Source organism: Mycobacterium sp. (assembly GCF_035506235.1).
Lineage (GTDB): Bacteria > Actinomycetota > Actinomycetes > Mycobacteriales > Mycobacteriaceae > Mycobacterium.
The window spans coordinates 1-23,456 of sequence record NZ_DATJPU010000083.1; the positions used below are offsets into that span (position 1 = coordinate 1).

15 protein-coding genes and 3 pseudogenes are annotated in these 23,456 nt (G+C 63.1%); 5 read left to right on the forward strand and 13 right to left on the reverse strand.

Going from position 1 to position 23,456, the window contains the following annotated elements; translation table 11 throughout:
- Positions 1-138: 138 nt before the first annotated feature.
- Positions 139-1,382 (reverse strand): annotated as a pseudogene (locus VMD50_RS07635) (IS110 family RNA-guided transposase).
- 530 nt (positions 1,383-1,912) lie between these two features.
- Here VMD50_RS07635 and VMD50_RS07640 point away from each other — a divergent pair.
- From VMD50_RS07640 to VMD50_RS07650, 3 genes are read left to right on the forward strand one after another with little or no spacing between them, the layout of a single operon-like run.
- Positions 1,913-3,070: a caspase family protein gene (locus VMD50_RS07640; RefSeq protein ID WP_325426437.1), complete on the forward strand. Its 1,158-nt coding sequence runs from the start codon at positions 1,913-1,915 to the stop codon at positions 3,068-3,070.
- A 35-nt stretch (positions 3,071-3,105) separates the two neighbouring features.
- Positions 3,106-4,344 carry a hypothetical protein gene (locus VMD50_RS07645; RefSeq protein WP_325426439.1) on the forward strand — a complete coding sequence of 413 codons (1,239 nt, stop codon included), beginning with the start codon at positions 3,106-3,108 and terminating at the stop codon, positions 4,342-4,344.
- Entirely contained in the window at positions 4,341-5,411 is a 1,071-nt protein-coding gene (locus VMD50_RS07650) for a ComEC/Rec2 family competence protein (protein WP_325426441.1), read from the forward strand. Before VMD50_RS07645 ends, VMD50_RS07650 begins: the two co-directional genes overlap by 4 nt.
- A gap of 829 nt (positions 5,412-6,240) precedes the next feature.
- Here VMD50_RS07650 and VMD50_RS07655 read toward each other — a convergent pair.
- The 3 genes from VMD50_RS07655 to VMD50_RS07665 all read right to left on the reverse strand — a co-directional run bounded on the left by VMD50_RS07655 (position 6,241) and on the right by VMD50_RS07665 (position 8,241).
- Complete coding sequence (locus VMD50_RS07655; RefSeq protein ID WP_325426443.1) at positions 6,241-6,507, reverse strand: hypothetical protein; 267 nt, start codon at positions 6,505-6,507, stop codon at positions 6,241-6,243.
- A 346-nt stretch (positions 6,508-6,853) separates the two neighbouring features.
- The gene (locus VMD50_RS07660) at positions 6,854-7,735 is read right to left on the reverse strand and encodes a hypothetical protein (protein ID WP_325426445.1); all 882 of its coding nucleotides are present in this window, start codon (positions 7,733-7,735) and stop codon (positions 6,854-6,856) included.
- A complete protein-coding gene (locus VMD50_RS07665) occupies positions 7,711-8,241 on the reverse strand; it encodes a protein kinase domain-containing protein (protein WP_325426447.1) in 531 nt (176 codons plus the stop codon). The genes VMD50_RS07660 and VMD50_RS07665 overlap by 25 nt, the downstream gene beginning before the upstream one ends.
- Before the next feature lie 316 nt (positions 8,242-8,557).
- On the opposite strand from VMD50_RS07665, the gene VMD50_RS07670 reads away from it, so the two are divergent.
- Positions 8,558-12,148 carry an NACHT domain-containing protein gene (locus VMD50_RS07670; protein WP_325426449.1) on the forward strand — a complete coding sequence of 1,197 codons (3,591 nt, stop codon included), beginning with the start codon at positions 8,558-8,560 and terminating at the stop codon, positions 12,146-12,148.
- A 391-nt stretch (positions 12,149-12,539) separates the two neighbouring features.
- Here the strand turns inward: VMD50_RS07670 and VMD50_RS07675 are convergent, their stop codons facing one another.
- The 8 genes and pseudogenes from VMD50_RS07675 to VMD50_RS07700 form a co-directional block, all read right to left on the reverse strand.
- The gene (locus tag VMD50_RS07675; RefSeq protein ID WP_325426451.1) at positions 12,540-13,091 is read right to left on the reverse strand and encodes a recombinase zinc ribbon domain-containing protein; all 552 of its coding nucleotides are present in this window, start codon (positions 13,089-13,091) and stop codon (positions 12,540-12,542) included.
- Positions 13,092-13,186: 95 nt separating this feature from the next.
- Positions 13,187-13,303, reverse strand: a pseudogene (locus VMD50_RS29740) (hypothetical protein); the annotation flags it as partial.
- Between the two features lie 44 nt (positions 13,304-13,347).
- Complete coding sequence (locus VMD50_RS07680) at positions 13,348-14,526, reverse strand: hypothetical protein (protein ID WP_325426453.1); 1,179 nt, start codon at positions 14,524-14,526, stop codon at positions 13,348-13,350.
- Between the two features lie 1,565 nt (positions 14,527-16,091).
- Positions 16,092-16,199 (reverse strand): annotated as a pseudogene (locus VMD50_RS29825) (hypothetical protein); the annotation flags it as partial.
- A 195-nt stretch (positions 16,200-16,394) separates the two neighbouring features.
- Positions 16,395-17,696: a toll/interleukin-1 receptor domain-containing protein gene (locus tag VMD50_RS07685; RefSeq protein ID WP_325426455.1), complete on the reverse strand. Its 1,302-nt coding sequence runs from the start codon at positions 17,694-17,696 to the stop codon at positions 16,395-16,397.
- A gap of 21 nt (positions 17,697-17,717) precedes the next feature.
- Positions 17,718-19,055, reverse strand: coding sequence for a hypothetical protein (locus VMD50_RS07690; protein ID WP_325426457.1), 1,338 nt, complete (start codon positions 19,053-19,055; stop codon positions 17,718-17,720).
- A 520-nt stretch (positions 19,056-19,575) separates the two neighbouring features.
- Entirely contained in the window at positions 19,576-20,172 is a 597-nt protein-coding gene (locus tag VMD50_RS07695; RefSeq protein ID WP_325426459.1) for an IS110 family transposase, read from the reverse strand.
- 180 nt (positions 20,173-20,352) lie between these two features.
- Positions 20,353-20,484 (reverse strand): hypothetical protein, encoded by a 132-nt coding sequence (locus tag VMD50_RS07700; RefSeq protein ID WP_325426461.1) that lies wholly within the window; start codon positions 20,482-20,484, stop codon positions 20,353-20,355.
- Between the two features lie 499 nt (positions 20,485-20,983).
- On the opposite strand from VMD50_RS07700, the gene VMD50_RS07705 reads away from it, so the two are divergent.
- Positions 20,984-22,198, forward strand: coding sequence for an IS110 family RNA-guided transposase (locus VMD50_RS07705; RefSeq protein WP_325426465.1), 1,215 nt, complete (start codon positions 20,984-20,986; stop codon positions 22,196-22,198).
- Between the two features lie 649 nt (positions 22,199-22,847).
- On the opposite strand, the gene VMD50_RS07710 is transcribed toward VMD50_RS07705, so the two are convergent.
- The gene (locus VMD50_RS07710) at positions 22,848-23,270 is read right to left on the reverse strand and encodes a thermonuclease family protein (RefSeq protein ID WP_325426463.1); all 423 of its coding nucleotides are present in this window, start codon (positions 23,268-23,270) and stop codon (positions 22,848-22,850) included.
- Between the last annotated feature and the right edge of the window lie 186 nt (positions 23,271-23,456).

The following is a 23,456-nucleotide window of genomic DNA, read 5'->3' on the forward strand; positions in this document are numbered from 1 at the left end:
AATCCCGGGTCCCGCGGACCCTGCACCAGACTTGTTTCGGACTCAGGGCGTTCCAGTATCGAGACGGCGACCGCGCCCGACGGGCCACCGACAGCATTTCATTGCTCCATGGGTGGCCCGCAGGGTCATGCCGACTTGTTAAGAGTCAAGCGGCGGCTTGTTCGGGAGGCGTGGGGGTGGTCCGTAGGCCTTGATCGAGTCGTAGGTTTGGCCGTTTGCAGGCAGTGGTAGAGCTGGCCGAGCATGCGGTTGTAGAGGTGGCGCAGTGCCGCGGGGTGGCGGTCGCCGTGGTCGCGACGGGCCAGGTAGTGAGCGCGGGTGGGTCCCTGGCAGCCGGACGCGACGAACGCCCAGACGAATCCGACTGCAGCAAGGCGGTTGTACTTCACATGGCGGTGGGTGATGCGGATGCTGCGCCCGGAGGCTTTGGTCACCGGTGCGGATCCGGCGAACACCTTCAACGCTCGCGCGTCAGCGAATCGTGTTCGGTCGTCGCCGATTTCGGCGAGCAGCCGGGCGCCGGTGAGATCGGCCAGCCCGATGAAGGAGGTGATGATCTGATGATCGGGGTCCTCGTTGCAGGCTGCGGCGGTCGCTTCGCCCAGCCGGTCCACGCTGTCGTACTCGGCGTCCAGGGTCGCCAGCACGGCGAGGGCCTGGATACCGAAGGCATCTTCGACCAGGGTGGGGTGGCGGAGCTGCGGTGTCCGTAGTCGCTGTTGGATCGTGGCGGCCAGCGAGGTCATGCCGCGATGGCGACCAGCGCGGCGCAGTGCGGCGACGATCTGCGGTTTGGTCAGCCGCGCCGCCTTGGCCGGGGTCGGGGCAATGGCCAGCACCGCTCGGGCCTCCGCGGAGCTGATTGCGCCGGGGCGATCGGCGAAGGTGTGCAGGAATCCGGGAAAGTATTCACGCAGCAGCGACCGCAGCTCGTTTGAGGCTCGGGTGCGCCGCCAGGTGGCGTCCTGATGGGCCCGGGCCAGCACCGTGATCGATTGCGCCAGTTCGGTGTCAGCCGCTAAACGGCGATGCTGGTCGGCGTCGGTACGCAAGATGTTGGCCAGCGTGACGGCATCACCGTGGTCGGATTTCTTGCCCGACATCGAAGTGCGTTCCCGATAGCGGGCCACCGACATCGGGTTGATCGGGTAGACGGGTCGACCGCTGGCCCGCAACACCGCCACCAGCAGGCCGCGCGGAGTTTCGATCGCGACCGGGATCGGATCACTGGAGTTGTCGCCGGCCTCGGCCAGCATGGCGGTCAGTTCGGTGAATCCCGCGATCGATTCGGGGATGCGCCGCTTGGCCAGCAACTGGCCGTCGGTATCGACGATCGCGACGTCGTGATGGTCTTGGGCCCAATCGATCCCACACGTAGCAATAGGCAATGCTCCTCCTCGGCTCGGCGAATACTGTTGGGTGCGTGACCCTTTGAAGAGAACGCGCGGCGCCCTAATAGCGAGGCTCTGATGGCCTGACCTCCGATTGAGCCGTTCGCGATCCCAGCAACCTGCACGACCCCGGTCTTGTCCGTTAGAGCTCAATGGCTCCCCGTCGATAAGGTGTCGATCGTGCAGGCGGGCTCGAACCACGACTCCCACCCCAACCCACTTCCGAGGAGCGGCCGGTCACGACACGCCGGCCGCGCCGTTCTCCCGGCAGGTCTGGCCGACCCTGGTATCAGTCAGGCATTCCGCCGGCAGACCACGGCCGGCCACTCACTCGAAAGGATGGCAAGACACCGGGGGCTCCAGCCTGTGGAAGGGGGTCCAGCCCCTGGTCTTGACAATGAATCGCCCGGTGTCCCACGAAACTATTAAGTCTTGACTATTGCTCGACAGTCTGGCTGCGTTGGGGCAGCAAGGTTGTGCTCTGCTGGAGATCACCTGTATCCGAGGATGGGCCTGGCGTCATGAATCGCTTTCTCGTTCATTCCGTCGATGCGCAAGGACCTGCTGTCCATGCCATGGTGATAGGCGTCTCGGCCTATCCCCACTTGATAGGGGGCAAAGGCCAAACAACCGAGAGAAATGAGGGGATGGGGCAGCTCAGTTCCCCAGCACCTTCGGCCCGAGCCGTCGCCTCCTGGCTGATCGAGGAACTGCACGATCCCAGCAAGCCCCTAGCAACGGTTGCCCTACTGCTGTCCGAACCCGATCCACAGCCCTTTCGCAACCCAAGAACCGGCGAGGATCACGCCGTCGAGGCCGCCACCATGGCTAATGCCAGGCAGGCACTTAGCGAGTGGGGAGCACGAGCCCAGAGCGCTGACGACCGCCTCCTCTTCTACTTCTGCGGGCACGGCCTTGGGAACGGGGCTAAGGCGGCGCTGCTGTTGGCGGACTTCGGGGCGAATCCCCACGACCCGTTGAATGCCGCGATTGACTTCAGCAACTTCTGGCTCGGCTTGGAGGCGGTCCCCGCGCGAGAGCAATGCTTTTTCATCGATGCGTGCCGGGCGAACTCTGAAACGGCCATCGGGGCGAACGGATACATGGGCGCGCCGATCTTCGCGCCTGACATCTTCAACCTTCCTGTTCCGGCCCCTCCTCCTCGACTGGCCCCGGTGTACTACTCCACCGTGTTGGGCCAGGACGCGTACGGTTGGCCCCATCGTCCCAGCCCATTCACCGACGCTCTCCTCCGAGGACTCAAGGGCGCCGGGAGCGACAATGACGAAGGAGACTGGCGAGTCAGCACCACCGGCCTCCAGAAAGCGATTGACTTCTTTATGGCGCGCGCCTTGGACGCGGGAGGCCGCCGAGTTCTTCAGCTACCCGCCACGAATAACATGACCACATTCTTCTTCCACCACCTCGACCGTGAGCCCGAGGCGGTCGTCTTCGTGGGGTGCCGCCCCGCAGAGGCTAACGACATCGCAGCTTTCTCCTGCGTTTCCCAGGGCGTGGTTGGAGCGAACCGGGCTCCGGCACCGGGAGATTGGGAAGTGGTCCTCTTACCGGGCGACTACGAATTCATCGCCGACTTCCCGGGCGGCAAATACTCAAGAGTCACGAAAAGATGGTATGTGTCGCCGCCCTACCGCAAGGTTCCCTTGGTACTGCGATGACCGGCCGCCTATATCTTCGCCTCGACAAATACCTGATGAGCGATTCCGTCGACCATGCTGCGGTGGCTACCATCCGTGCTCTGACTCCGGTCAGTTCTGTCGGAAAAAGCAGCAACACTCGGGAGGTGGTGATCCCCTCCGGGGCATCGCCCCCGCTAGCTGTGGACCTCGACCCGGGGCGATACCTCGTCGAGGCTAGCCTCCCGTCGGGCGATCTCGTCTCCGATGAGGTGGAGATCGCCGATAACAAGGACTCGACGCTCGAGCTTCGGGCCGACGAGTCGCCGCACGAGTGGTTGAGCTGGCAGCAGTTCATGGGCAACGTCGAACGGATCGAGCAGTATTCGCCGACAGAGGGTCCCTTCGCATGGTTGGAGCCGGACGTCCATTGGGTGGCAGATCCTGCGCCGCCGCTGCGGGGAGACGAACCGTTAGGTGGCGAATATGCGTGGAGGCTGCTCCCTCTACTGTCCGGTCTTCACGGGGAAGCGGTCCAGCAGCTGTCAATTCAGCCTCCGTTATCGATGATTCCCTTCCAGTCCGACGGACAGGCAACGCTATATCAGGCAACAGGGGACGGACCCTGGCATCTGTGGCAACTTCCCACCAGCCCTGGCGGGCCGCCGACGCCACGCCGCTATCTCATCGTGGAGGTTGCGGGAGCTATCCACCTCGTGTGCATCCCGGTTCCCTGGACCGATCTGACCACGCGAAATCAGGTCCCTGTACAGATCCTGGTCCGCAAGCGAACTGCTGCGGAGGATCCCGCGATCACCGTGACGATCCGTGACCGCCTCATCGGATCCGCGCTCGGCTACATGACGCAGGGGGCCTTACCCACAGCCGAGCGGCTGTTTGACCCGGCAAGGGTAATGCTATTCGAGAAGCTGTCGAACCCTCTGGGAGCGGCCGGGGGAGGTTACGTCCTGCTCGGCACTGAACGCAGCAGCGAAAAGAAGGAATGGCATCTCTGGATTCACAACCTCATGAAGTGGTTCGAGTGGCTCCCCGACGGCGCCATCCAGCACGGCTGGCTCAAGCTGCGGCATCGGGAAACATCCAAAGATCTGGACGAGGCACGCGACGCACTGTTCACTGCCTACCGCCGAGGTCTGCCCTTCTACTCGGTCGGCCTCCAGTGGCTCATCGATGGTCTGACCCTGTTCGCCCCCCATGACCGGGATGCAGCCACGATGCTGGAGAACGTGCATCGGGTGGCGTGGCGGACCAATCTGCAGGAGCCTTTTACTATCGTTCGACTTCCCCTCGCATGACCGACATTTTTCGTGTCGAGATGCTGCCGGCTCGGGAAGGCGATTGCATTGTTCTGACCTACGGAGACGCCGACGAACCGCGGCGAATCCTCGTAGATGGCGGAAGAGCGGCCACCTACCGGGCCGTCCGAGACCGGTTCTCGCACGTACCCGATAGCCAGCGCATCTTCGAGCTGCTGATCGTGTCGCACGTCGACCGAGACCACATTGAAGGGTCCGTGGCGATGCTGGAGGATCCCGCGTCACCACTCCAGTTCCGAGATGTTTGGTTCAACAGCTACGACCACCTCCGCGACCCCGAGACAGAGGCCTTCGGCGCAGTCCAAGGCGAGCGGCTCACGGCAGCGTTGAGACGTCGGCCGGATCTGTGGAACAAGGCTTTCCAGGGCAAGTCCGTCGAACTTCGACCCGGCAAGCCGATCACCCTTGAAGGCGGGCTAGAGATCACCCTGGTGTCGCCTGACCGGGACAAGCTCGAGGCCCTGATCCCCGTATGGGACAAGGAATGCCGGAAAGCCGGGCTCATCCAGGGCATCGCGGCGCGACGGCCGTCACCCCCCGAGGGACTCGAGCGCTTTGGCCGCGTCAACATCGACGAACTCGCCAGCCAGCCGTTCCGTCCGGATCGGGCCGAGGCCAACGGGACTAGCATCGCCTTCTTGGCCAGATACGGGGGGCGATGCATCCTGCTCGCGGCTGATGCACATACGGATCGCCTGATCGAATCGCTGCGGCCGTTAGCAGCCGCTGAGGGGGGGCGGCTGCGGGTCGACGCACTCAAACTGCCGCATCACGGGAGCGAGTACAACGTCTCCTCGGAGCTGCTCGACCTCGTTGCTTGCCCCCGGTACCTGGTTTCGACAAACGGGTCCTACTTCGGCCACCCGAATGCCACGGCGATGGCGCGCGTGATCAAGCATGGGGGCGATTCTCCTGAGATCATTTTCAACTATCGCTCGGACGAGACGCTGCTCTGGAAGAACCAAAGGTGGCAACAGCGCTTCGGCTATCGGACGACGTACCCCTCACCCTGCGAGAATGGGTTCAAGGCAGTCGACCTAACGTAACTTTCGGCCGCCCGTGAGGGCTCAAGATAACAGGCACGCGTCGTCGCGCACCGTTAGCACCTTAAGCGCATAGGTATCGCTGGTCGGTGTCGCAGCCCAATCGCCGGTAGGGCCACGGAAGTGTGGTTGGTGGCGGGGTCTGGATGGACGGCATCACGGTGTTAACACCGGGTTTAGGAACGATGCTGCCTGTGGCGGGGACAATGCATGCTGGCGCACTCGTAAGCGACCGGTCTCGATATCGGCGGGATCCGGCATGCCCGGCGCCGATCGCTCGGTGGCCGGCGCTGGCTTATCAAGGAGGGCTGAGCAGGTTCGCGGCCGAGCGAAGCAGCTCTTGGTTGCCGTTGGTGAGGTCGGCTCGGTGAGGTGCTGGACGGTGTCGGCGATGACGCCGATGTATTCCAGGGGGAGCCGGCTCGGATGCCGATGCGGTGGCAGGGCGGATCGCGACGGTGAAGGCGCACCCAGCGGTTGGGAGGATGAGCTGGTGGTCGAGGTCGCCCGAGGCGGTGGGCGATCTGGGCCACCAGCGCCACGTGTGCACACCGCCGCGTACGTAAGGCTGTATGCGTTCATGTCTCAGGTCACGCCCGAACCAGAGGTCGCTCTGGAAGAGCTCTACGTGTTCTGCCGGGCCCTTTTGCACGTTCTACCAGCAGACGCTGACGGCAGTCTGCAACTTGGCGACGAACTCGTCCTGACCCACCTACGTATCGACGAGACAAGTTCTGGGTCGATTGACATAGAGGGCGGACGGGTGAGCCCGGGTACTGCTTTTCCCGGAGGAGGGCAAGGTGGACACTCCGCCTCGGCTGTGGATCGATTGTCAGCAGTCGTCGATCAGATCAACCAGCGATTCGGGCTCGACCTCGATGACCGCGATCAGCTTGTCTTTGATCAGTTCGAGAAGACCTGGCTCGCCGACCAGGAGCTCCGCCAAGTCGCACGCAACAACGCATTTGAGGCGTTCTTGCTGGAGTTCACCCGAGGTTTCAAACAGACCGTGCTGGAAAATGAGGAACGTAACCGCGAGGTGTACGAACTGATCTACGGCAATGCTGACTGGCGGAACAGATCCTCGACTTCTACGCACGGAAGGTCTATACCGACCTGCGTTCAGACGGCTGATCCGAAAAGCGCACATACCCTGAAGGCGTACAGACAGGAAATAGCTGTTTCGGCCATGAGAACCACCCCTGCCCCGACTGGGTTCTCCCCCCTGGGGTGGTCCTGTGCTCGTGCTCATGTTGGGCGCCGGTCGGGAGTGGTTGTCAGTGTGTTGACCGGATGGACTGGCGCGCAGGGACTCCCGTGCCGGTGCGGATGCAACAGCGCCGAGTACGGGCAAGAATCACCCGCCCGCCGTCTTGGCGATCTCGAATCTGCCGGTGTCGTAATGGCGACCACAGTGCGGGTGAACCCGCGCGGTTCACGGTCTGCTACGAGGGCCGCGCCACGACGCGAAATGCGAATTGTGGGCCGCTTTGCGATGTGCGCGGCTCCCACTCGTTAGGTCGGGTGCGTGTTGCAAACCGCGAAAGCTGCGGTACGAGTTCAAAGGCTCCGCACATCCATTCAATGAAGCTGCTGTCGCCGCATGCGCAGACTTTCACCCAGTAAACATCTTGTGGCCCAAGAGTTTTGCCAAAGCGGGATGTCAGCTTCAACACTTCCAGTGCACTTCGGGGAGCCGTAAGATTTTGATGCCATTGCTCGACTATATCTGCGAGGTCTTCGGAGGGAACTGCATCACTCCCCCTGATCAGGGTGATCTCTACTTCACCGGACCCGCTCATGCGCGCCAGACGAATATCGAGCCGGTCGAGCAGAACGGCTTCGCTGACGAAGAAGGAATGGGCGATGTCATAATCGGCGGGCGGATCGCCCCACCCCGTTGCGGCTTTGCGTGAACCGCTCTCATAACAGGCATCATTCGGCCCGAAGTTATCGACCAGGATCATCAGGCCCGCCTGCCTCACGGTATTATGCTCGGCCAACTTCGCCAGTACCCAGTCGATGTAATCGAGCAGCTCTGTCGCGCTCCAACGAGACTGTGGGTCTTCGCGAACGGTATGCTTGATCAGGACTGAAAAGTATTGGCGCGCAAATTGATCCGCAAATACAAACGCCTCTTCGCCGAAATCCTCTCGTCCCATCCTCCCTCGACGGGTGGCCATCCAATGGAGAACCTTCCCGAGGCTGTAGATATCGGCAGGTGGACCAATGAGTTCCGGATTCCCTGCGTCGCATTCTGGCGCGGCGAAGTATCTGTTACCGAATCCCTCCATTGTGTCGGTCAGTCCTGCTTCATTGTCGTACATGCATATACCAAAATCGACCAGACACGGTGTGCCGTGCCTCTTACGGTCGCGTTGTTCGGCTTGATGTCGCGGTGCACGACTCCTCGGTCGTTCGCGAACTTTGCCGCATCGACCAGGCCCCGAAAACGTTGCATAATTGCCTGCGGCTCGACAAGATCGGACAGCAGCTCTAGATTCTCACCGGCGTACGGCGTTACAAAATATGATCCTTGTGGACTGACGCGCGAGTCGATCAGCGACGGAATATTCGATGACAAGTCTAGGCGATTCAAAGCGGCGATCTCACGCTCAAAGCGTTCGAGCCTCTTAGCGCGCCGATCCCGTGGCTCCCGCCTGTTGTGCCTGAGCGTCTTCAGAACATATTGGTCTTCGCCGTCGTCAGTCGTCAGATCGCGAACCAGGTACGCGGTGCCTTGACCGCCTCGGCCGAGTTGGCGAACGACTTCCCAGCGCCCCCCATAGACACGCGGTGGACGGCTCGCACCTTCGTGCCGACGATCAGCCACGCTGCGAGGATATTCGACACCGGCACGCCGGCCGCAGGTGGCGGGTTTGCTAAAGACATAGTCTCAGCGACTCATGATCCGCTCGTCACGGGTTCGACGTCTACGCGGAGTGGCGGAGTTCGTGCTCGACAGCGCGGTGAATCCAGGACGAGACGGAGCGGTAGTCTGCTGTCGGCGCGCAGTTGCATCGAGAAGCTACCGACGCCGAGTGCGGCGGCTGACCAATAGCGTCCGAGCGGCACTCGGACCGCGTCGATTAGCATTCTTCAAGGCCTGGACATCGTGGCCAGCGTGGCGCACCAGTTGGTGAGGTGAAGTGCCGGTAGCCGGCAAGGGTAAGACTGCACCCCGTGGGGGGCAAGGGAACGAGGCCGGCAGCGTCTACCGACGCGGCGTCGGCGCGATCTTGGCCACCCACGGCTTGCGGGCCAAAGCCATCGCCGCGCTCGAAATGCCCGACTCCGGACCGTATCCGGAGGCCATCGCCTTCGAGACTCTCGACGCCATCGACGACATCCGATGCGAACTGTCCGACGGAACCTGCCTGTACCTTCAAGCCAAGCGAACCTACGGCAAGGGCAAGACGTTCAAGTCTGCCGTCGAGCAATGGACGGCGATGCTCGAACGGCTCCACGACGGCGATCGGCTCGTCATCGTCAGCGCCGAGGCCAAGGGCGAGGTTGCGGCGCTCCCGTCTGCCCTGCGGAAGCGCCGCGCCGGAGGTGTGCTCACGGCGCCCGAGAAGGATGCGATCGCCGCGCTGGCCGACGCGGCGGGGTTGAGCGCTACGAGCGCACGCTTCGACGAGCTGTGTGCCGTCGGCCATGCCTGGCACGCGTCGGCCGACTCCAGGTTCGATCCGGGCTACCAACTGTGCGCGGAGATGCTCGACGGTGTCGTTGTCGAGGCGTCGTACGGTGGTGGCGCGCTCGACGTCCTGGTCGCGGGCCTCCATTCTGATGCCGGGATCGCGACGCGCAGCACCCTGCGGGACTGGTGGAAGCGACTCGACGATGCGCGAATCCCGCTCGTCGGCAGCGCCTCGGGCTCCGCGGCCCGCCGCCTGACCGCCGAACGCGACGCCGAACGCTGCTACCGGGAGGTCCTGACCCGGGGGATGAACGTCGTCGACTTTTCACTGCTCTCCGATGCGTTGGCCCCGCTGACCGTGCCCGATCTGCTGTCCACCGTCGTCGTGTCGTCCAATCCGGACGCGTCGTCTGGGCACGGGCTGCCCGACGCGGTACGCCGGTACCAAAATCTCGTCGTGGTCGGCCACCCCGGCGCGGGAAAGACGACGGCAGTGCGCCAGCTCGCCGCCCACTTCGCCAGCCGCGGCGATGCGCCCTTGCCGATCGTGGTCAGGCTTTCCCGGATACGCGGGGCGGTCGGCGACCTCAATGATGTCACACTGGACCTCCTCGTCACCGAAGCCGTCGCTCAGGTACCCGAGCAACACCGCACGGTCATGGCCGACATCGCCCGTCGCGAACTCACCTCAGGATTCGCCCTGCTGATCTGCGATGGACTCGACGAGTGTCGCACCCGCGCGAGTGCCGTGGTCGATGGACTGGTACAGCTCAAGCAGCAGTTCAGCCCGGACGTCGGAGTCTTGCTGACCACCCGCGCGAGTGCCCTGCGGTCGGCGCGCAAAGTCGAGTGCCAAGTGATGCACCTTCTGGCGCCGACCCGCGCGCACGAAGTGCAGTCCCAGGCCCTGCGCGCGGCGATGAAGCAGCTCGCGCTGAGCCCTGGTGAGCGGGCACGACGCGAGCAGCGATTGAAACGGATCCAGGCCGAACAGCCCGCGATCACCAGCGTGCCACTGCTGGGCAACCTGGTCGCCGTGTTGGTCGGACTGGGCCGAGACGCGAACCTGGACGGCTCCGTCGCCGATCTGCTGGAGCGGGTGATCAAGGAGGCCTTGTCGCGCTGGGAGGCTAACCGCGGCCTCGATTCGACGAGGATCGAACCACATCTGTTGTGGGACGGGTACGTCGCCATCGGGCACCTCGCCGCCGAAACCGGCACCGCAACGCGGAGCGAGGCGACATCACGGGTAGCGGCGAAGCTGCGCGAATCCTGGGGCAAACCCGAACGCGAGGCCAAGGCCCTCGCCGACGAGGTCGTCGACTTTTGGGACACGATCATCGCGGTGTTCATCGAGGACGGCGACGGTATCCTCACCCCTCGTAGCCGGGTGTTCGCCGACCTCGCTGACGCCGTGTGGATGATCGACGCGTCCGGTTCGGAGCAGACCTCGTGGATCGAGCAGGTACTTGCCGACGAAACGCGTTCCGACAGCTTCGTTCTCGCGGCGATCAAGGATGAGGCCGTCGCCGATCTCGCACTAGCCTTGGCGACCGACATCGACGTTCGACGTGTGCTCGTCGAGTGGCTTTGCGACGCCGCCGAGAGGATTCAGCTCGGCGAGACGTGCATCGAAGCGATGCTGAACACGCTCGTCGAGCGGGCGGACGATGCTGCGGACTGGTTTCCGCAGGGCCCGGTACCCGGTGAGTCCGAGCTGTTCTGGTCGCAGGATGCGCAGGACAAGAAGGACGGACGCGCTTGGCCGTTCGTCCGACGTGCGGCCATGCTGCCTCTGCCCCCGCGACTGCGTGCAGAACGTGACAAGCTGATCGCACGTGTCTCGCGCGATCCCGAACGTAGCGCGACGGCCGCGGTGCTGGCCGCCACCACTGATGCCACCCATGACGGCCGGCCCTTGAACGCCGAAGAACGTGATCACGTGGCGGCGCTGCTGGCATTGCCGCTGCCAAGCGACACCGATCGCCTGGTCGAGACCAAGCGCAACACGTTCAGTATCCGACCGACCGAACCGATGCTGTCCGGGCGACCAGACGCGGTACTGCGCGCCATACGGATACTCGATGAACTTCCACAAGACATCGTGGACGGCATGGCCGAGTTCACGTTGTGGATTCCGGATCGGTTCGTGAGCGCGATCGAAGAGGAAATAGTCCGGCGCGGCTTGTCGTACACATTGACCGAGAAGCTCGTCGAAAGGTGGAGGCGACCAGCCATTCTCGACAAGCCGTCCGCACTTCCGATCGCGCTGGTCGATGTTGGTGTGCCCGGACAGATCTCGGCCGGGACCGCATGGTGGTGTCGCGAGTTCTTCGCGCTCTACCAGTTGATGGACGTGGGAAAGGCGCCAGCGGTAGAACTCAGGCATCTCAGCGCGGAACCGGGCCGGTCCACGTTGGTACGACTCGCCCGACTCTACTGCGACGTGAATGATCTCGACGCGGACACTCTCGCCGCACAGGTGGCGCGTGCTGCCGACGGCGGCGAGGAAGGGCTTCGCCGCCTCCAAACCCTCGCCTATCAGAACCACTCGAACACGCCGCGGATGAAGTCGCTAGCGGTCATCGACGCCGAGCAGCGCACCACGCTGCGCGCGGCATTGACGTCACCGTGTGGGTGGCTCGGCATACTCGCCTTCTTCGTGTCGATGAAGGCGACCGACGACGAGTTGTCTGCGATGCTCATCGCCGACGTCGCAACGATGCACCCGCACTCGCAACGGTGGGCAGTCTTCGCGGCCTGCCATCTCGCAACGGATCCACTCGATGTGGCAGAGCGCCTCGCTGACGCCGACGTGGGTACGCGGGCAGCCACGGCGGAGTATCTGACCAAGTTCGGTGGCACATCAGACAAGACCGAGTCGCTCCTCCGCCGCTTCCTGAACGACGACGACCTCCGGGTACAACTCGCCGCGGGATACCAGGGCCCGGTCGATGCCACGGCGAAGGTGTGGACGTGCTGGTCGTGTTCGCAAGCAAACGACATAACAGCCGCGGACTGCGTGCACTGCGAGGACGGCTCACGCCCCGTGAAGGCAGATCTCGGCGAGCAGAAGTCACCGCGGCCATTCGCGTAGCCGCAGGCGAGATGCACGTGTCGATCATGACGAGCACACCCGCGAATGCCTCGGCGGCATGGTCGAACGCAGCATCACCGGCCGGCGCCAGCGTGCGATGCGTTCACCGCCTCAATTGCAGGATCACAACCCGTGTCGTAGGTGGGCAAGTCCCCCCTCGGACACCCCCTCGGACATGTCTGGCGACACGACTAAAGTCAGCGGTCGCCTTCACTCGCCGCTGGTGCGGCTCGTAGTCAAGACGCAGGTCGAGGCTCGGGTACACCTCGGCGCGTTCCGCCGCGGTGGCGTCGCTAAGCACGGTGGACAGCCCACCCAGCTCTTTGGCCAACTCGCTGATTTGCGCGGCGGACATGGCGCGGGGTCGCTCGACTCGCTCAAGACGGGGCCTTCAGCTCGTCGCGTTCGGCGGCGTGTCTTCGCAGTGCGGCGGTGAGGTCCGCGACGGCCACGCCAGACTCCACTGCCGCGATGAGGGCGGCAACCTTGCGGTTGGCGTCGCTGAGCTGGCGCTGCAGAGCGGCGTATCGAGCGGTGGCCGCCAGGTCCGATCCTGTTCGCGCGCCAAGTCTTCTGGGTCGGCCAGGCTGGCAATCCATTCGTCGAGTCGAAGTGTCACCGCGTCCTCGCGCAGGTAGACCGTAGGCGGGTGATCGGTCAGTTCGGCGGGCACAGAACGTGACTTGCCCAGCTCGCAGCGGTAAAGGATGCGGGTCGCGCGCTTTCCGACGCGAGGGGCGCCCTGCATCCGCCGTCCGCACGCGCCGCAGTACAACATCCCGCGCAGCGCGTACGGCGTGCTCGATTCTCTGCTGCAGACCAGATCAGGGCCACGCCGCGCTTGCATGCGAAGGGGGACCGCGTCGGCGAGATCGTCGGTGACGAGCGCTTCGTGGGTGCGGCGCGCCGGTGTGATCCACTCTGCCTGGTCGCACCACCGCATGCGCTTCTCATGCCTGGCAGCGACGTCGTCAGGGTCGACGAGGACTCGTATTTCTGCTGCCTGCCCCAGACGCGGACACCCCGATACGTCGGGTTGTCAAGGATGGCGCGGATCGCCGAGTGAGACCAGCTCGCGGGTCGCGGTGACGATTCCGCACCGGGTCGTATTCGCTCGGCGACGGTGCACCGTCGTCGGTGAGCAACTCCCAGCACACCGGCCTCTACACCACCACACGACCAAGTTGTTCAGGAGCGTCCTAGTCGCCTGTGCGCGCGTAGTTTTGGTCAAAGTCGCTGCTCGTGCAGGCACCCGTTTCTTCTTGGTGTCCGTGTCCGGTGAGCAGCGTGATGGGATCCTGGGGCGGCTGCGGAAGCGGGTATTGCGCGGTCACCTTGACATGGGACGTGCCCCCGGCGGGGCAGTCGCCGTCCCACTCCTCGTTGCGGGTCCAGCTTCCGTTCTCGAAGAGTAATGCCTCATATCCCTTATCGGGGTTGTAAAAGAAGCTCGTGCAGCGTTCCCCGTTACGAAGGCAGTCCGTTCGCACACCGAAGTCGGCCTCGTACGTAACACCGCTTACGAAGCTTTTCGTGCTGTGGTAGCGGCCGTGCAGCGCCTCTGCCGGTGACACCACCCGCGGCGGCTGGATGGCCGGGTCGGGAAGGCTATCGATGTCAGCGTCTCCGGTCCTGGTGAACGTGACGGTTCGCTTGTCGGAGCACCCAGCAGGGTCGGTCACTGTCCACTCGCCGGACAGGGTGCCGTCGGGGTGCGGTTGCAGCGTGATCACCTCCCAGCTTTCGGTTTCGCGGTCCTTGCATTTGCCCGGCGACACGGCGACCGCCAGCCAATGGCCACCGACGTCGTCGAACACCCAGTTCGTGTTATAGGTGACCTGTCCGCGGGCCGATGCCGTGGCCGCACACCCGCTGGGCCGGCACATCGAGCGCAGTTCCCAGGTCGCTGTTGCCGGCTTTGCCGGCGTAGCACCTTTCCACGGTTGTCCCGACAGCATGGTCTCGGGGCCGAAGTCGGCGGTGAACCTTCCGGTGAACGGCCCGGTGTTGGGCGTGGAGCCGGTGTTGGGCGTGGTGACCGAGCCGGTGCCGCTGTCGCGGTTGGCGAACACCAGGACCAGGATGGTTGCGATCACACCGAAGCCGACGACTACTCCCCATAGCGCCATCAGCATCGGTTTAGTCGTCTGGCTGGCCGGCGTCGGCGGTGGCTGTGCGGGTGGGGCGGCTCGTTGGGGAGCTTCTGCCTTCGCCGCCGCGAAGTAATGTTGGACTGTCGTCAGCAGCGCCGCGACGTCGCGGTAACCCGGACGCTCCTGCTCGATCGCGGCGAGCATCTCCGCTGCCTGCTGCCAGTGTTGCTGGTCAAGCTCGTTAAGTGCCTGCGCATACCGGTCAGCCAAGTCCTCTTCAGCCAAGACTCTTAACCTCTTCTACTGGCTCGTGCCCCTGAACGGCCCCTCCGACGTACGAGGCCCATTCGCTGCACAAAGGCGTCAAGCTCATCATCGGTAATCGGACGTACGAACGTGCCATGGGCTGTGCGTCCGTCGGACGTTGACGCGTGCACATGACACGAATCCTCCGCAGCCCGCTCAATGCGCCGTCCGAGGTCGTCGTAGCTCACGATTCTCTCGACCATCAGCCGCCACCGGCAATGCGGATTACTCGGGGACATTGGTCGGTGTCAGCGAACACCTGCCGTTACTGCTGCCTCTGACACGTTTGAACATTGCCACCCCCGGAAATTGTTCGTCGTTAACGCCACTGTAAGTACATCACCCTTGATCGACGGGGAGCAGGAAAAAGCTCCTCAGCCGAAAGGATGATCGCCATGACCGCTGCCTATGACGCGATCGTGATCGGGTAGGGCTGGGCAGGCGGACAGCGGCGGCGCTGTATGCCAGGGCCGGACCACCGGGCCCGTCGGTAGTGGAATCGAATTGGAAGTCCAACGCCACACCATGTTCGGAGCATCCGCGGTCACCTGCGACACGGTTGGGTCGGGACGCCAGCGCGTTGCGTGTGAGCGAGCGCGGCGCTGCAAGCCTTCCTCGCACCACAGCCATTGGGTCTTGTTCACTACCTGGTGCTCGCCATAACGCAACGCCGCCCACGCCCTTCGGAAGCCATGACAGGGGTGCGCGTGGAGTAGGAGCGCAGCCACTCGCGCAAACCGGGTGTTCGGATCGGCCGGGGTCTGTGCGAGCACGGTTCGCCCGTAGGTGCAACGAGCCAGCCAGCCGACCCAATAAGTGCATCCGTTCCTCGTCTTCGGAGCAGCACTCAAGACTTGGGCTTTCGTGATATCCCTTTTGTTGTTCGCAGCGCCGGGAAATTTCTGGTCGCCGGCTCGCTGAGTGAGTTCGGGAGCACGAATGGTGTTGTGGCCCTGGGATTCTAGACGTATCTGGCGACCACATGACGCGACAACCTCGTGCCCTATACCGCCGGCCCGGCCCCGGGCGACCATGTGTGGACTTTCTCGGAACCGGTGTGCGTGTCGGTGCAGCTGCTCGAGCAAGTCCGATGTTGCCGTGACCTGCCTGTCGAGCGCCACCCGCACGATGCCCAGGTCGTCGGGGTGATCGATGTCGAAGCTGATCCTTATTAGTCAGGCCCTTGGCTATATTGAGATTGGGTCAGTGACTAGCGCCAGTGGTGCTTTGGAGAGCCCCAGCCGATGTCTTGGGTGATGGTACGGCCGTTGTTATCGTCGGTGGCTTTGCGGGCTCCACCACAATCAGAACAACGGATCCGCCCATTCACGGCCGGGGTCAAGGAAACATACAGCGCATGCACGCCATTGCGGCCATGTTGGGAGCATAGCGAGGCGGGGATATCTGGAGGCGTGTGGCGCACTGAGAGTCTCGATCTCGATCCGAGGACATTTCACTGGCGGGCCCCGACTGCGGCTGACCGGTCACTGGTTGTAATCAGAAGTCGGTATTTCGTAGCCACTTTCAAGTAGGTGATCACGAGAGCAATCGAACGCCTCGTTTGGCGCCAACCACTCGCCTGGACCCGAGTCGCTTTTGTCTTCGTTCGCGTGCGCAGACACCGCAAGCAAATTGTCTGGGTCGTTGGCGAACGCGACGAGCTGCAGCAGCCAAGCATCCGGGCCTGTGGAACCCGGCGGCACCACCCGACACACGGCGCCGCCGCCTACCCGGCCCCCCGAAATCAAGATCAACAGCCATCAGCCACACGCCTCAGGGGACCGCTCGAACGCCCATGAAATTTCGAGGCAAGCCCGTGGGAGACATCCCGACGACAATGGCAACCTTTACGAATTCCCGGCTCCAACCAGCTGCTCTATCCTGCGCGTCAACTTGTCAAGCGCCTCGTCGAATTCCGGGTCCAAGGCATCGATCCACTGGCACGTTGCCAGCAGGTATTCCATTGAGTGTGTCGGCAGGACGTTTTCAATGCGGAGCGGAATTATGACAACGTTGCGGTGCAATGCCCGCTCAATTTCTCGGTGTACGTGTGGTGATACGTTCGACGAACCCGACACCAGAGCCACAAGCACCTTGCAGTTGTTGATTCCATTCATAATGGCGTCCGGATAAGACTCGCCGGCGCCGATGTTGCGGGGGGCAATCCAGCAACCGATGCCGCACGTTTCAAGGTGGCGTGCGGTCGCCATGGCCTGCAGGAAATCGCTGGAGCTGTAACTCAAGAAGACAGGCGGCTCCTTGGACCCGCTGTCGAGCCGCAGCGCTGGCGCTAGCGGTGTCGGCGCGGGAGAGCTTAACAGCCGCCTAACATCTTCGGTGGACCAAAGGGCAGCAGCGCGCGAAAGAAGGCCGGCACGTTCTTCAAAGGAGGAGGAATGCAGCCCGGAAAGCAATAGATCATCAAATCTACCAGTCTCCACTGGTGGGCTCGTGAATCCAAATGGTCCCATTGTTGAGCTAAAGTGCCGTTCGGCCTCGGCCATGAGAAGACCGAATGTGTCGGAATCCGGACTCGCCAAAAACTCATCCGATTCGAACCCAGGCTCGAGCAGTCGATCCGCAATCGCGGACTGCAGATCTGTCATGTGTTGGGGAAACGGCGAGTCGAGACGGAGAGCCGATTTGAACTTGCGCGCTGAGCGCCGATCGTCCGCGGTGGGCGTATACCTGCGCAGGTTGACCTGATACGTGAAATCATAAGGTCTAGAATCTAGTACGGTGATTAGGCGTTCCAGTAACGGAAGAAGCCGGAAGTCGGCGGCCACCGAATGGCCGCCAACTGAGTAGCCGTCGTGGTTGAGCCACGCCTGGTATTCCGGCGAATCGCCAACAAGTTCGTCGAAGTCCCGCGAGTTTGAGATCAACCTGATCCGATCAACCGGTCCGCCGCCACCAGCCAACGTGGTCAGCGAGGAATTGATCGCCGTAGGATGAGGTGTGTTTATGAGAAGTGTGACTTCGAGCCCATGCGGACGAAACCGCAGTCGCAGCGCGTGGTCACACTCGGCCCTCTCGATGAGTGCTGCGATCCAGCGAGGACCAAAGAGTGGAGCGTTGTGTCGCGGAGCAACCGCCGCAGCCCCCACGCTGAACACAGTGCCGCCAACATCGTACTGTGCGAAGTACATGTGCTCATGTCCTCGCGTCCGCTAGCCGATCCTTCGCAATCCGGATGTGAACCGCGACGCAGGCGACTTGGATTCGCGCGTTTCCCGATCTCCTCCGAGAGCGGCGTTTCGCGACTCACGCTGGATTGTAAAATCGATCTCTTGATCGATTTTCATCTCTTCCATTTCGAGGCGCACGGTACGAACAATCGTCGCATGAAGCCATTCAGTCAGAAAGTTCACGTCGTCCACGTCATATTCGCTCGATCGTTGAATTCCGGGTACCACCCGATTTGCCACAACATATACTCCGGTTGCGCGGTCGATGCCACGGCTCAACGTCTCCTCAACCCAAGTGCCGGAGTTGACGTATGTGTCCCATCCCACATACAGATCTTCGCCATAGCTCTCGATATGAACATATCCGATTGCTCGCCGGAATCGAACTACGATCTGTTCCCGCTCGACTTTGCCGTCGACACCGGCGTACCAGATTCGCTCCGGAGCGACGGAGATCTCCTCTTCGCTGGTTGATGACAGTCGTTTCAATAGATCCGCACGAACGTCCTCATGCCGCTGTCCCAGGCGTTCGACGTTGGCCTGCCAATAATCCAGCCGTATCCCCGCACGCGGGTCATACATCGGTTTGCCAGTACTAAGTATAAATGTCTTTCGACGAGCAAGGTACACCGCAAGGATCGCACCCGCGACGACAAGCAATGGTAGGCCGACCAGTAGGCCGACCAGTGGTTGCACAATTGTCAGAAGTAACCCGATAATGCAGGCCGCAACCAGGACGCGGAACCGCCAATCAGGACGAACCGACTTGACAGCATTGCCCGGTTGCCACACCTCGAAAGACCACCTTCGGACGCGCTTGAAAACAGATTTCGGTAGCCGTACACCCGAATAGGCCGAATCTACGAGAGATCCGATATTGCTATCGCTGAGCTCAGGGATGAGACCGCTGAGCCTTCGCGTCCGTGCGCCATGAACAATTTCGATCGAGAGAAGGAGCTCGAACTGATGGTAGTCAAAGCGCTCGATGGTAACGGCCAAACTAGATCGAAGCGACAGGTTCACGGCTGGTGACGGAAGTCGGAAGTCGAACCTGAACCAGACTTCGCCACTCTCGCGATACGACTTGTACCCGACCGCCTGCACGCCGCGCGTGGCGACAGCGGCGTCGAACCTCTCATACAGCCAGTCGCGGACCTCTTCAGCCCGAGTCAAACTGTTCGTATAATTACGCGGTATCACCAGCGAATTTGATTGCGCGCGCTTTGCTTGTCCAGATCGACCGCGCCGCGCGTTTCGGGCCCGGACGATCAAATAAGCCACGATTCCGATCACGACGAGAAGCGCGATAGAACCGCTCATGAGTGGCACGACCCCCTCGCGGTACACCCGATTTATCCAGCGGATCTTACGCTCGTTTGCTGCCCTCACTAGGTGAAACGGGCACAATTAATGCCGGTTCCTGAAGGAGCGGGGCCGGTCAAGACCAACCTGCGTGGTGTTTTGGTTCGTTTTGCGAGCTTCCTTGTCCTGGCTGGGCGCGTCGAAGTAGGCGTCGGGGTCAAGGCTCGGGCGGAGCCCGACCGCGTAGCGGCCGTAGGGCCTTGACGGCGGCGCCGTTCGGCGCATGCTGTTCAGGGCAGGGAGGTCGAAATTGCTTGTGCTGCTTTCGGCTTGGGTAACGATGCGGTCGTTGACGTCTTCAGTGCCGGTTTCCCCGTGCGGGGCAGGCGATGGGGGCTGCCGGTCATTCCTTCGCCGCGGTGTGCGGCATGAAGCGGTTCGCAGGGAAACGGGTCGGTCGGGATCAATCAAAGGGGGCGACCTCGCCGGATCCGGGGGTCATGACCTGCACGATCCGCGCCGACCGTGAACCAGGTGCTCACGCCGCGCGCGGTGCGCGGTGCAGGGCGCGCACGTGGTGGTCGCGCAGCCCGTAGAAGACCAGCTCGAGCTGTCTTCGGGCGGCGGCCACGGCGCCGATGTTGGGGTTGCCGCGGCGATGAGCGACCTGTTCGCGGATCGCGCCGATGTGACTGGTCTTGGGTAGGATTTTCACCGATTCGATGGCCGCCCAGCGCACCAGGCGCGAGCCTTGTTTGGTGATCCGGCCGCGGCGCACCGTGGTGTCGGATTCGTGGTGGGAAGGCGTTAGTCCGGCCCAACAGGTCAATTGGGCCGGGCCAGCGAAGCGGTGCACGTCTCCGATCTCGGCGACCAACACCGCGGCCAACACCGGCCCGATCCCGGGGATCTGCTGGATCGCGGTATAGCCTGGGTCGCGGGCCAGCCGACCGCCAGCGAGCCCGCCGAACAGGTCGATCTCGAAATCCAGCGCTTCGATGAGCCGGCGCAGCGAGGCGATCCGCTCCCGATACGGCGCGGGCATCATGACGTTGTCCAACAGCAGGTTTCCCTCGACGCCGAACAGGTCGGTCATCGGCACCCTGATCCCGCCCTTGGCCAGCACGGCGTGCACGTGGGCCTTGCATTGGGATCCGCATCGCGACCAGTTTGGCCCGGTGCCGCACCAGCTCCCGTAGTTCCCGCGTTGCCGGCGGCGCGATCCAGGCGTGCGGCAGCCGCCCCATCCGCAGCAAATCCGCCAGATCGAAGGCGTCGCGTTGATCGTTTTTGACCCGCCGATACGTAAACGCCTTCACCCCAGCGGGTGCGCCAGATGCACCGTCGCACCGAGTTCGGCGAGCGCATCGACGGCCCAGTACCACCCGTACGTCGCCTCGAGCACCACCTCCGGGCACTCGCCGGCACGCGAGATCACTTCGGCCAAGCGGTCACGGTCGTTGAGGATCCGCACCGTCTCCAGATGCTCGCCGTCCCGCTCATCCGCACCAACACCGAACGGCGCCGATGCAGATCCATACCGACAAACTGCCGACCTTCGTAGAATTCACTCACAAGGGGCCTCCTAATTGGTTAGTAGGGATGGGTTGGGGGTCCAGGTGACCGCAGTCCGTTCCTGACGGGAGGTCTGCCGCCCAGGTGATGCCTGGTTTCTCCAGTCGTGTGACGACTTGACGAAGAGCGGCGCGCCTGGCGGCAGATCACCTGATCTGGTGGTGGTATGCCGTTGCCGAGTCCACCGCGGGGTTGACTTCCCGATGGTTGTTCCCGAGCCTTGAGCTCTTCGAAAGAACGAGGTCCTGTGGTGGTGGAGTTCACGGACGGCTAGTGAGATGACGGACCGTCGAGTCCTGCAATTAGGGCGCCGCACGACTCCACCGGCAACAACACAATCCACCGATCAAAGGAGTGATGACACCTTGGGGTTGTATTGCGGAATCGACTGGGCCACCGACCATCACGACGTCGCGGTGGTCGATGATAACGGGCGCGTGATGGCCCGCTGCCGGGTCGGAAATGACGCGGCCGGGTTCACACAATTGTTGACGCTGTTGGCCGAGGCCGGCGACAACCCTGCGCACCCGATCCCGGTGGCGATCGAAACCGACCACGGGCTGTGGGTGGCCGCGCTGCGCGAAACCGGCCGGGTGATCTATCCGATCAACCCGCTGGCGGCCTCCCGGTATGCGGTATCGGGGGCCAAATCCGATGCCACCGACGCGGTGCTGCTGGCCAACATCGTGCGTACCGACCGCCACGCACACCGCCCGCTGCCCGCCGACACCGAGCTTGCCCAGACCATTAGGGTGCTGGCCCGAGCGCAACAAGACGCGGTGTGGGCCCGCCAGCAGATCGGCAACCAGATCCGCGACCTGCTCAACGGCTTCTACCCGGCCGCCATCGTGGCCTTCGCCGAGCTGCCCAGCGGCGGGCTGGCCCGTCCCGATGCGCGCACCATCCTGGCCGCCGCACCCACCCCCGTCCAGGCCGCCGCGCTGACCCCCGCGCGGCTGCGCCGGCTGCTGCGCAAAGCCGGGCGTGAACGCAACATCGACCGCGACATCGACCGGCTGCGCGCCATCTTCGCCGACACCTACCTGCACCAACCACCGATGGTCGAAAACGCGATGGGGATGCAGCTGACCGCACTGCTGCGCCAGTTCGACGCCGCGTGCACGGCCGCCGACGAGTTGGCCGAGGCGGCGATCGCCCATTTTGAGCAACACCCGGACGCCGCCATCATCACCAGTTTTCCCGGCCTGGGGAATCTCGCCGGTGCCCGGGTGCTGGCCGAGATCGGTGATGACCGCAGCCGGTTTGCCGATGCTCGCGGGTTGAAAGCCTTCGCCGGATCGGCCCCGATCACCCGCGCCAGCGGCAAGAAAACCATTGTGCTGCACCGGCATATCAAAAACCGGCGTCTCGCCGCGGTCGCCCCGATCTGGGCGCTGTCCGCGCTGCGCCACTCGCCGGGCGCACGCCGACACTACGATGCCCGCCGCGCCGCCGGAGACTGGAACCACCAAGCCCAACGACACCTGTTTAACAGACTCCTCGGCCAACTCCACCACTGCCTGCAGACCGGCCAGCTCTACGACGAACACCGGGCGTTTCCACCTCCTCTCCCGCGCGCGGCTTGACTCGTAACTTCGTGAGATGTCTTCGTCGTAACAACGTGATCACCCCGAGCATGCGCGCTCGGAACGGAACACGAGGAGCGGAGGCCCCGCTCCTTCATGACATCAATGAGTTTGGGAGGCCCGACCTTCCCCGAGGAGGATCGTCACGTATCCACGTGTTGATCGAAACGGCATCGACGGCTGGTAGGAAGGTACGCCGGTGCTGAACATGGAACGACGACGGGGTGTATGAGGCCATCTGGCGGGTCAATACGGTGATCGAGCCTAGACAAGCCGAGCTGGAACGCAAACTCGAAGACGGCTGCCGCCGCTGCGAAAAGTGGACGGAAGCCGAATTTCGCTAAAGGTTTCGGTGGCGTCTGCGACACAGGTCGTCCCGAAGGTCAGCACCACTGCTCAATCGGATCGAGGATATTTGGGGCTATGTCGAACTGGTGCGTAACCGCGAAGAGGGCAAGCGCGAGTTGACAGACGGTCCCCGCGACCGGAGACACCGCGAAGAAGCCCTGCAAATGATGAAGTAGAATGAAGCGCTGTTCAGGGGCCGTAGGCCGGACGGGAACCCGCGAGCTGGTTCACGCGGAGAACGGGAGTCGTTTTGGGCCGCGTGGGCACCAATCCTCGATGAAAAGCCGCTGAGCTGACTTGCTCATTCGGGCATCGAGTCGGTGTGGCCATAGCACGGCGGCCCCCACAGGCGCGTTGTACAAAGATGGCATCCTGTTGGGCGGCTTCGATCTCGGCGTAGCAGCTGGCTGGATTGCCGTGGTAGACATATGATTTGGCGGCTCCGGTGCGTGCTGCCTCGATCGAGTAGTCCCATCCGTTCTACCTTATCCAGGAAGACGAAGGTGCGACCGTAGCGGTCGTGGAGCCCTTGGGACGGATCGGTCACGAGCGCGACCCGCTGGCCGCTGAGTGTTGTCGTCGCGAACTCGGTGGCCTCCGGTCCCCAGCAACCGACTGTGTAGCCAGGCTTCTTGGTCTCCGGAGTGTCGATCCCCAAGAGTCGTACGCGCAGTCGGCCGCTCTCGACCATGAAGCCGGTAGCAAACCCGCCACCGCTCGCCATTGACCCCAGGGTAGGGCTGAGGAGGTAGCTTAAAAACTTGTTAGCAATCTGACACTTTTCTGCCGCCACCGGACATCATCGGATGGATGGGGAAACCACTACCGGCACAGTGGCCTGAGCTTATTGACAAGTCGCTAATATGCCCTCTCGGCAACGCCGCTCCCTTACCGCGCGGAGACATGCGTC

Bases quoted from the DNA above. Each gene is read 5' to 3' on its own strand.
- VMD50_RS07650 (WP_325426441.1), top strand. From the start codon at position 4,341: ATGACCGACATTTTTCGTGTCGAGATGCTGCCGGCTCGGGAAGGCGAT.
- VMD50_RS07640 (WP_325426437.1), top strand. From the start codon at position 1,913: ATGAATCGCTTTCTCGTTCATTCCGTCGATGCGCAAGGACCTGCTGTC.
- VMD50_RS07710 (WP_325426463.1), bottom strand. From the start codon at position 23,270: ATGGCGAGCGGTGGCGGGTTTGCTACCGGCTTCATGGTCGAGAGCGGC.
- VMD50_RS07685 (WP_325426455.1), bottom strand. From the start codon at position 17,696: ATGTACTTCGCACAGTACGATGTTGGCGGCACTGTGTTCAGCGTGGGG.
- VMD50_RS07690 (WP_325426457.1), bottom strand. From the start codon at position 19,055: ATGAGCGGTTCTATCGCGCTTCTCGTCGTGATCGGAATCGTGGCTTAT.
- VMD50_RS07660 (WP_325426445.1), bottom strand. From the start codon at position 7,735: ATGTACGACAATGAAGCAGGACTGACCGACACAATGGAGGGATTCGGT.
- VMD50_RS07645 (WP_325426439.1), top strand. From the start codon at position 3,106: ATGAGCGATTCCGTCGACCATGCTGCGGTGGCTACCATCCGTGCTCTG.
- VMD50_RS07675 (WP_325426451.1), bottom strand. From the start codon at position 13,091: ATGCGGTGGTGCGACCAGGCAGAGTGGATCACACCGGCGCGCCGCACC.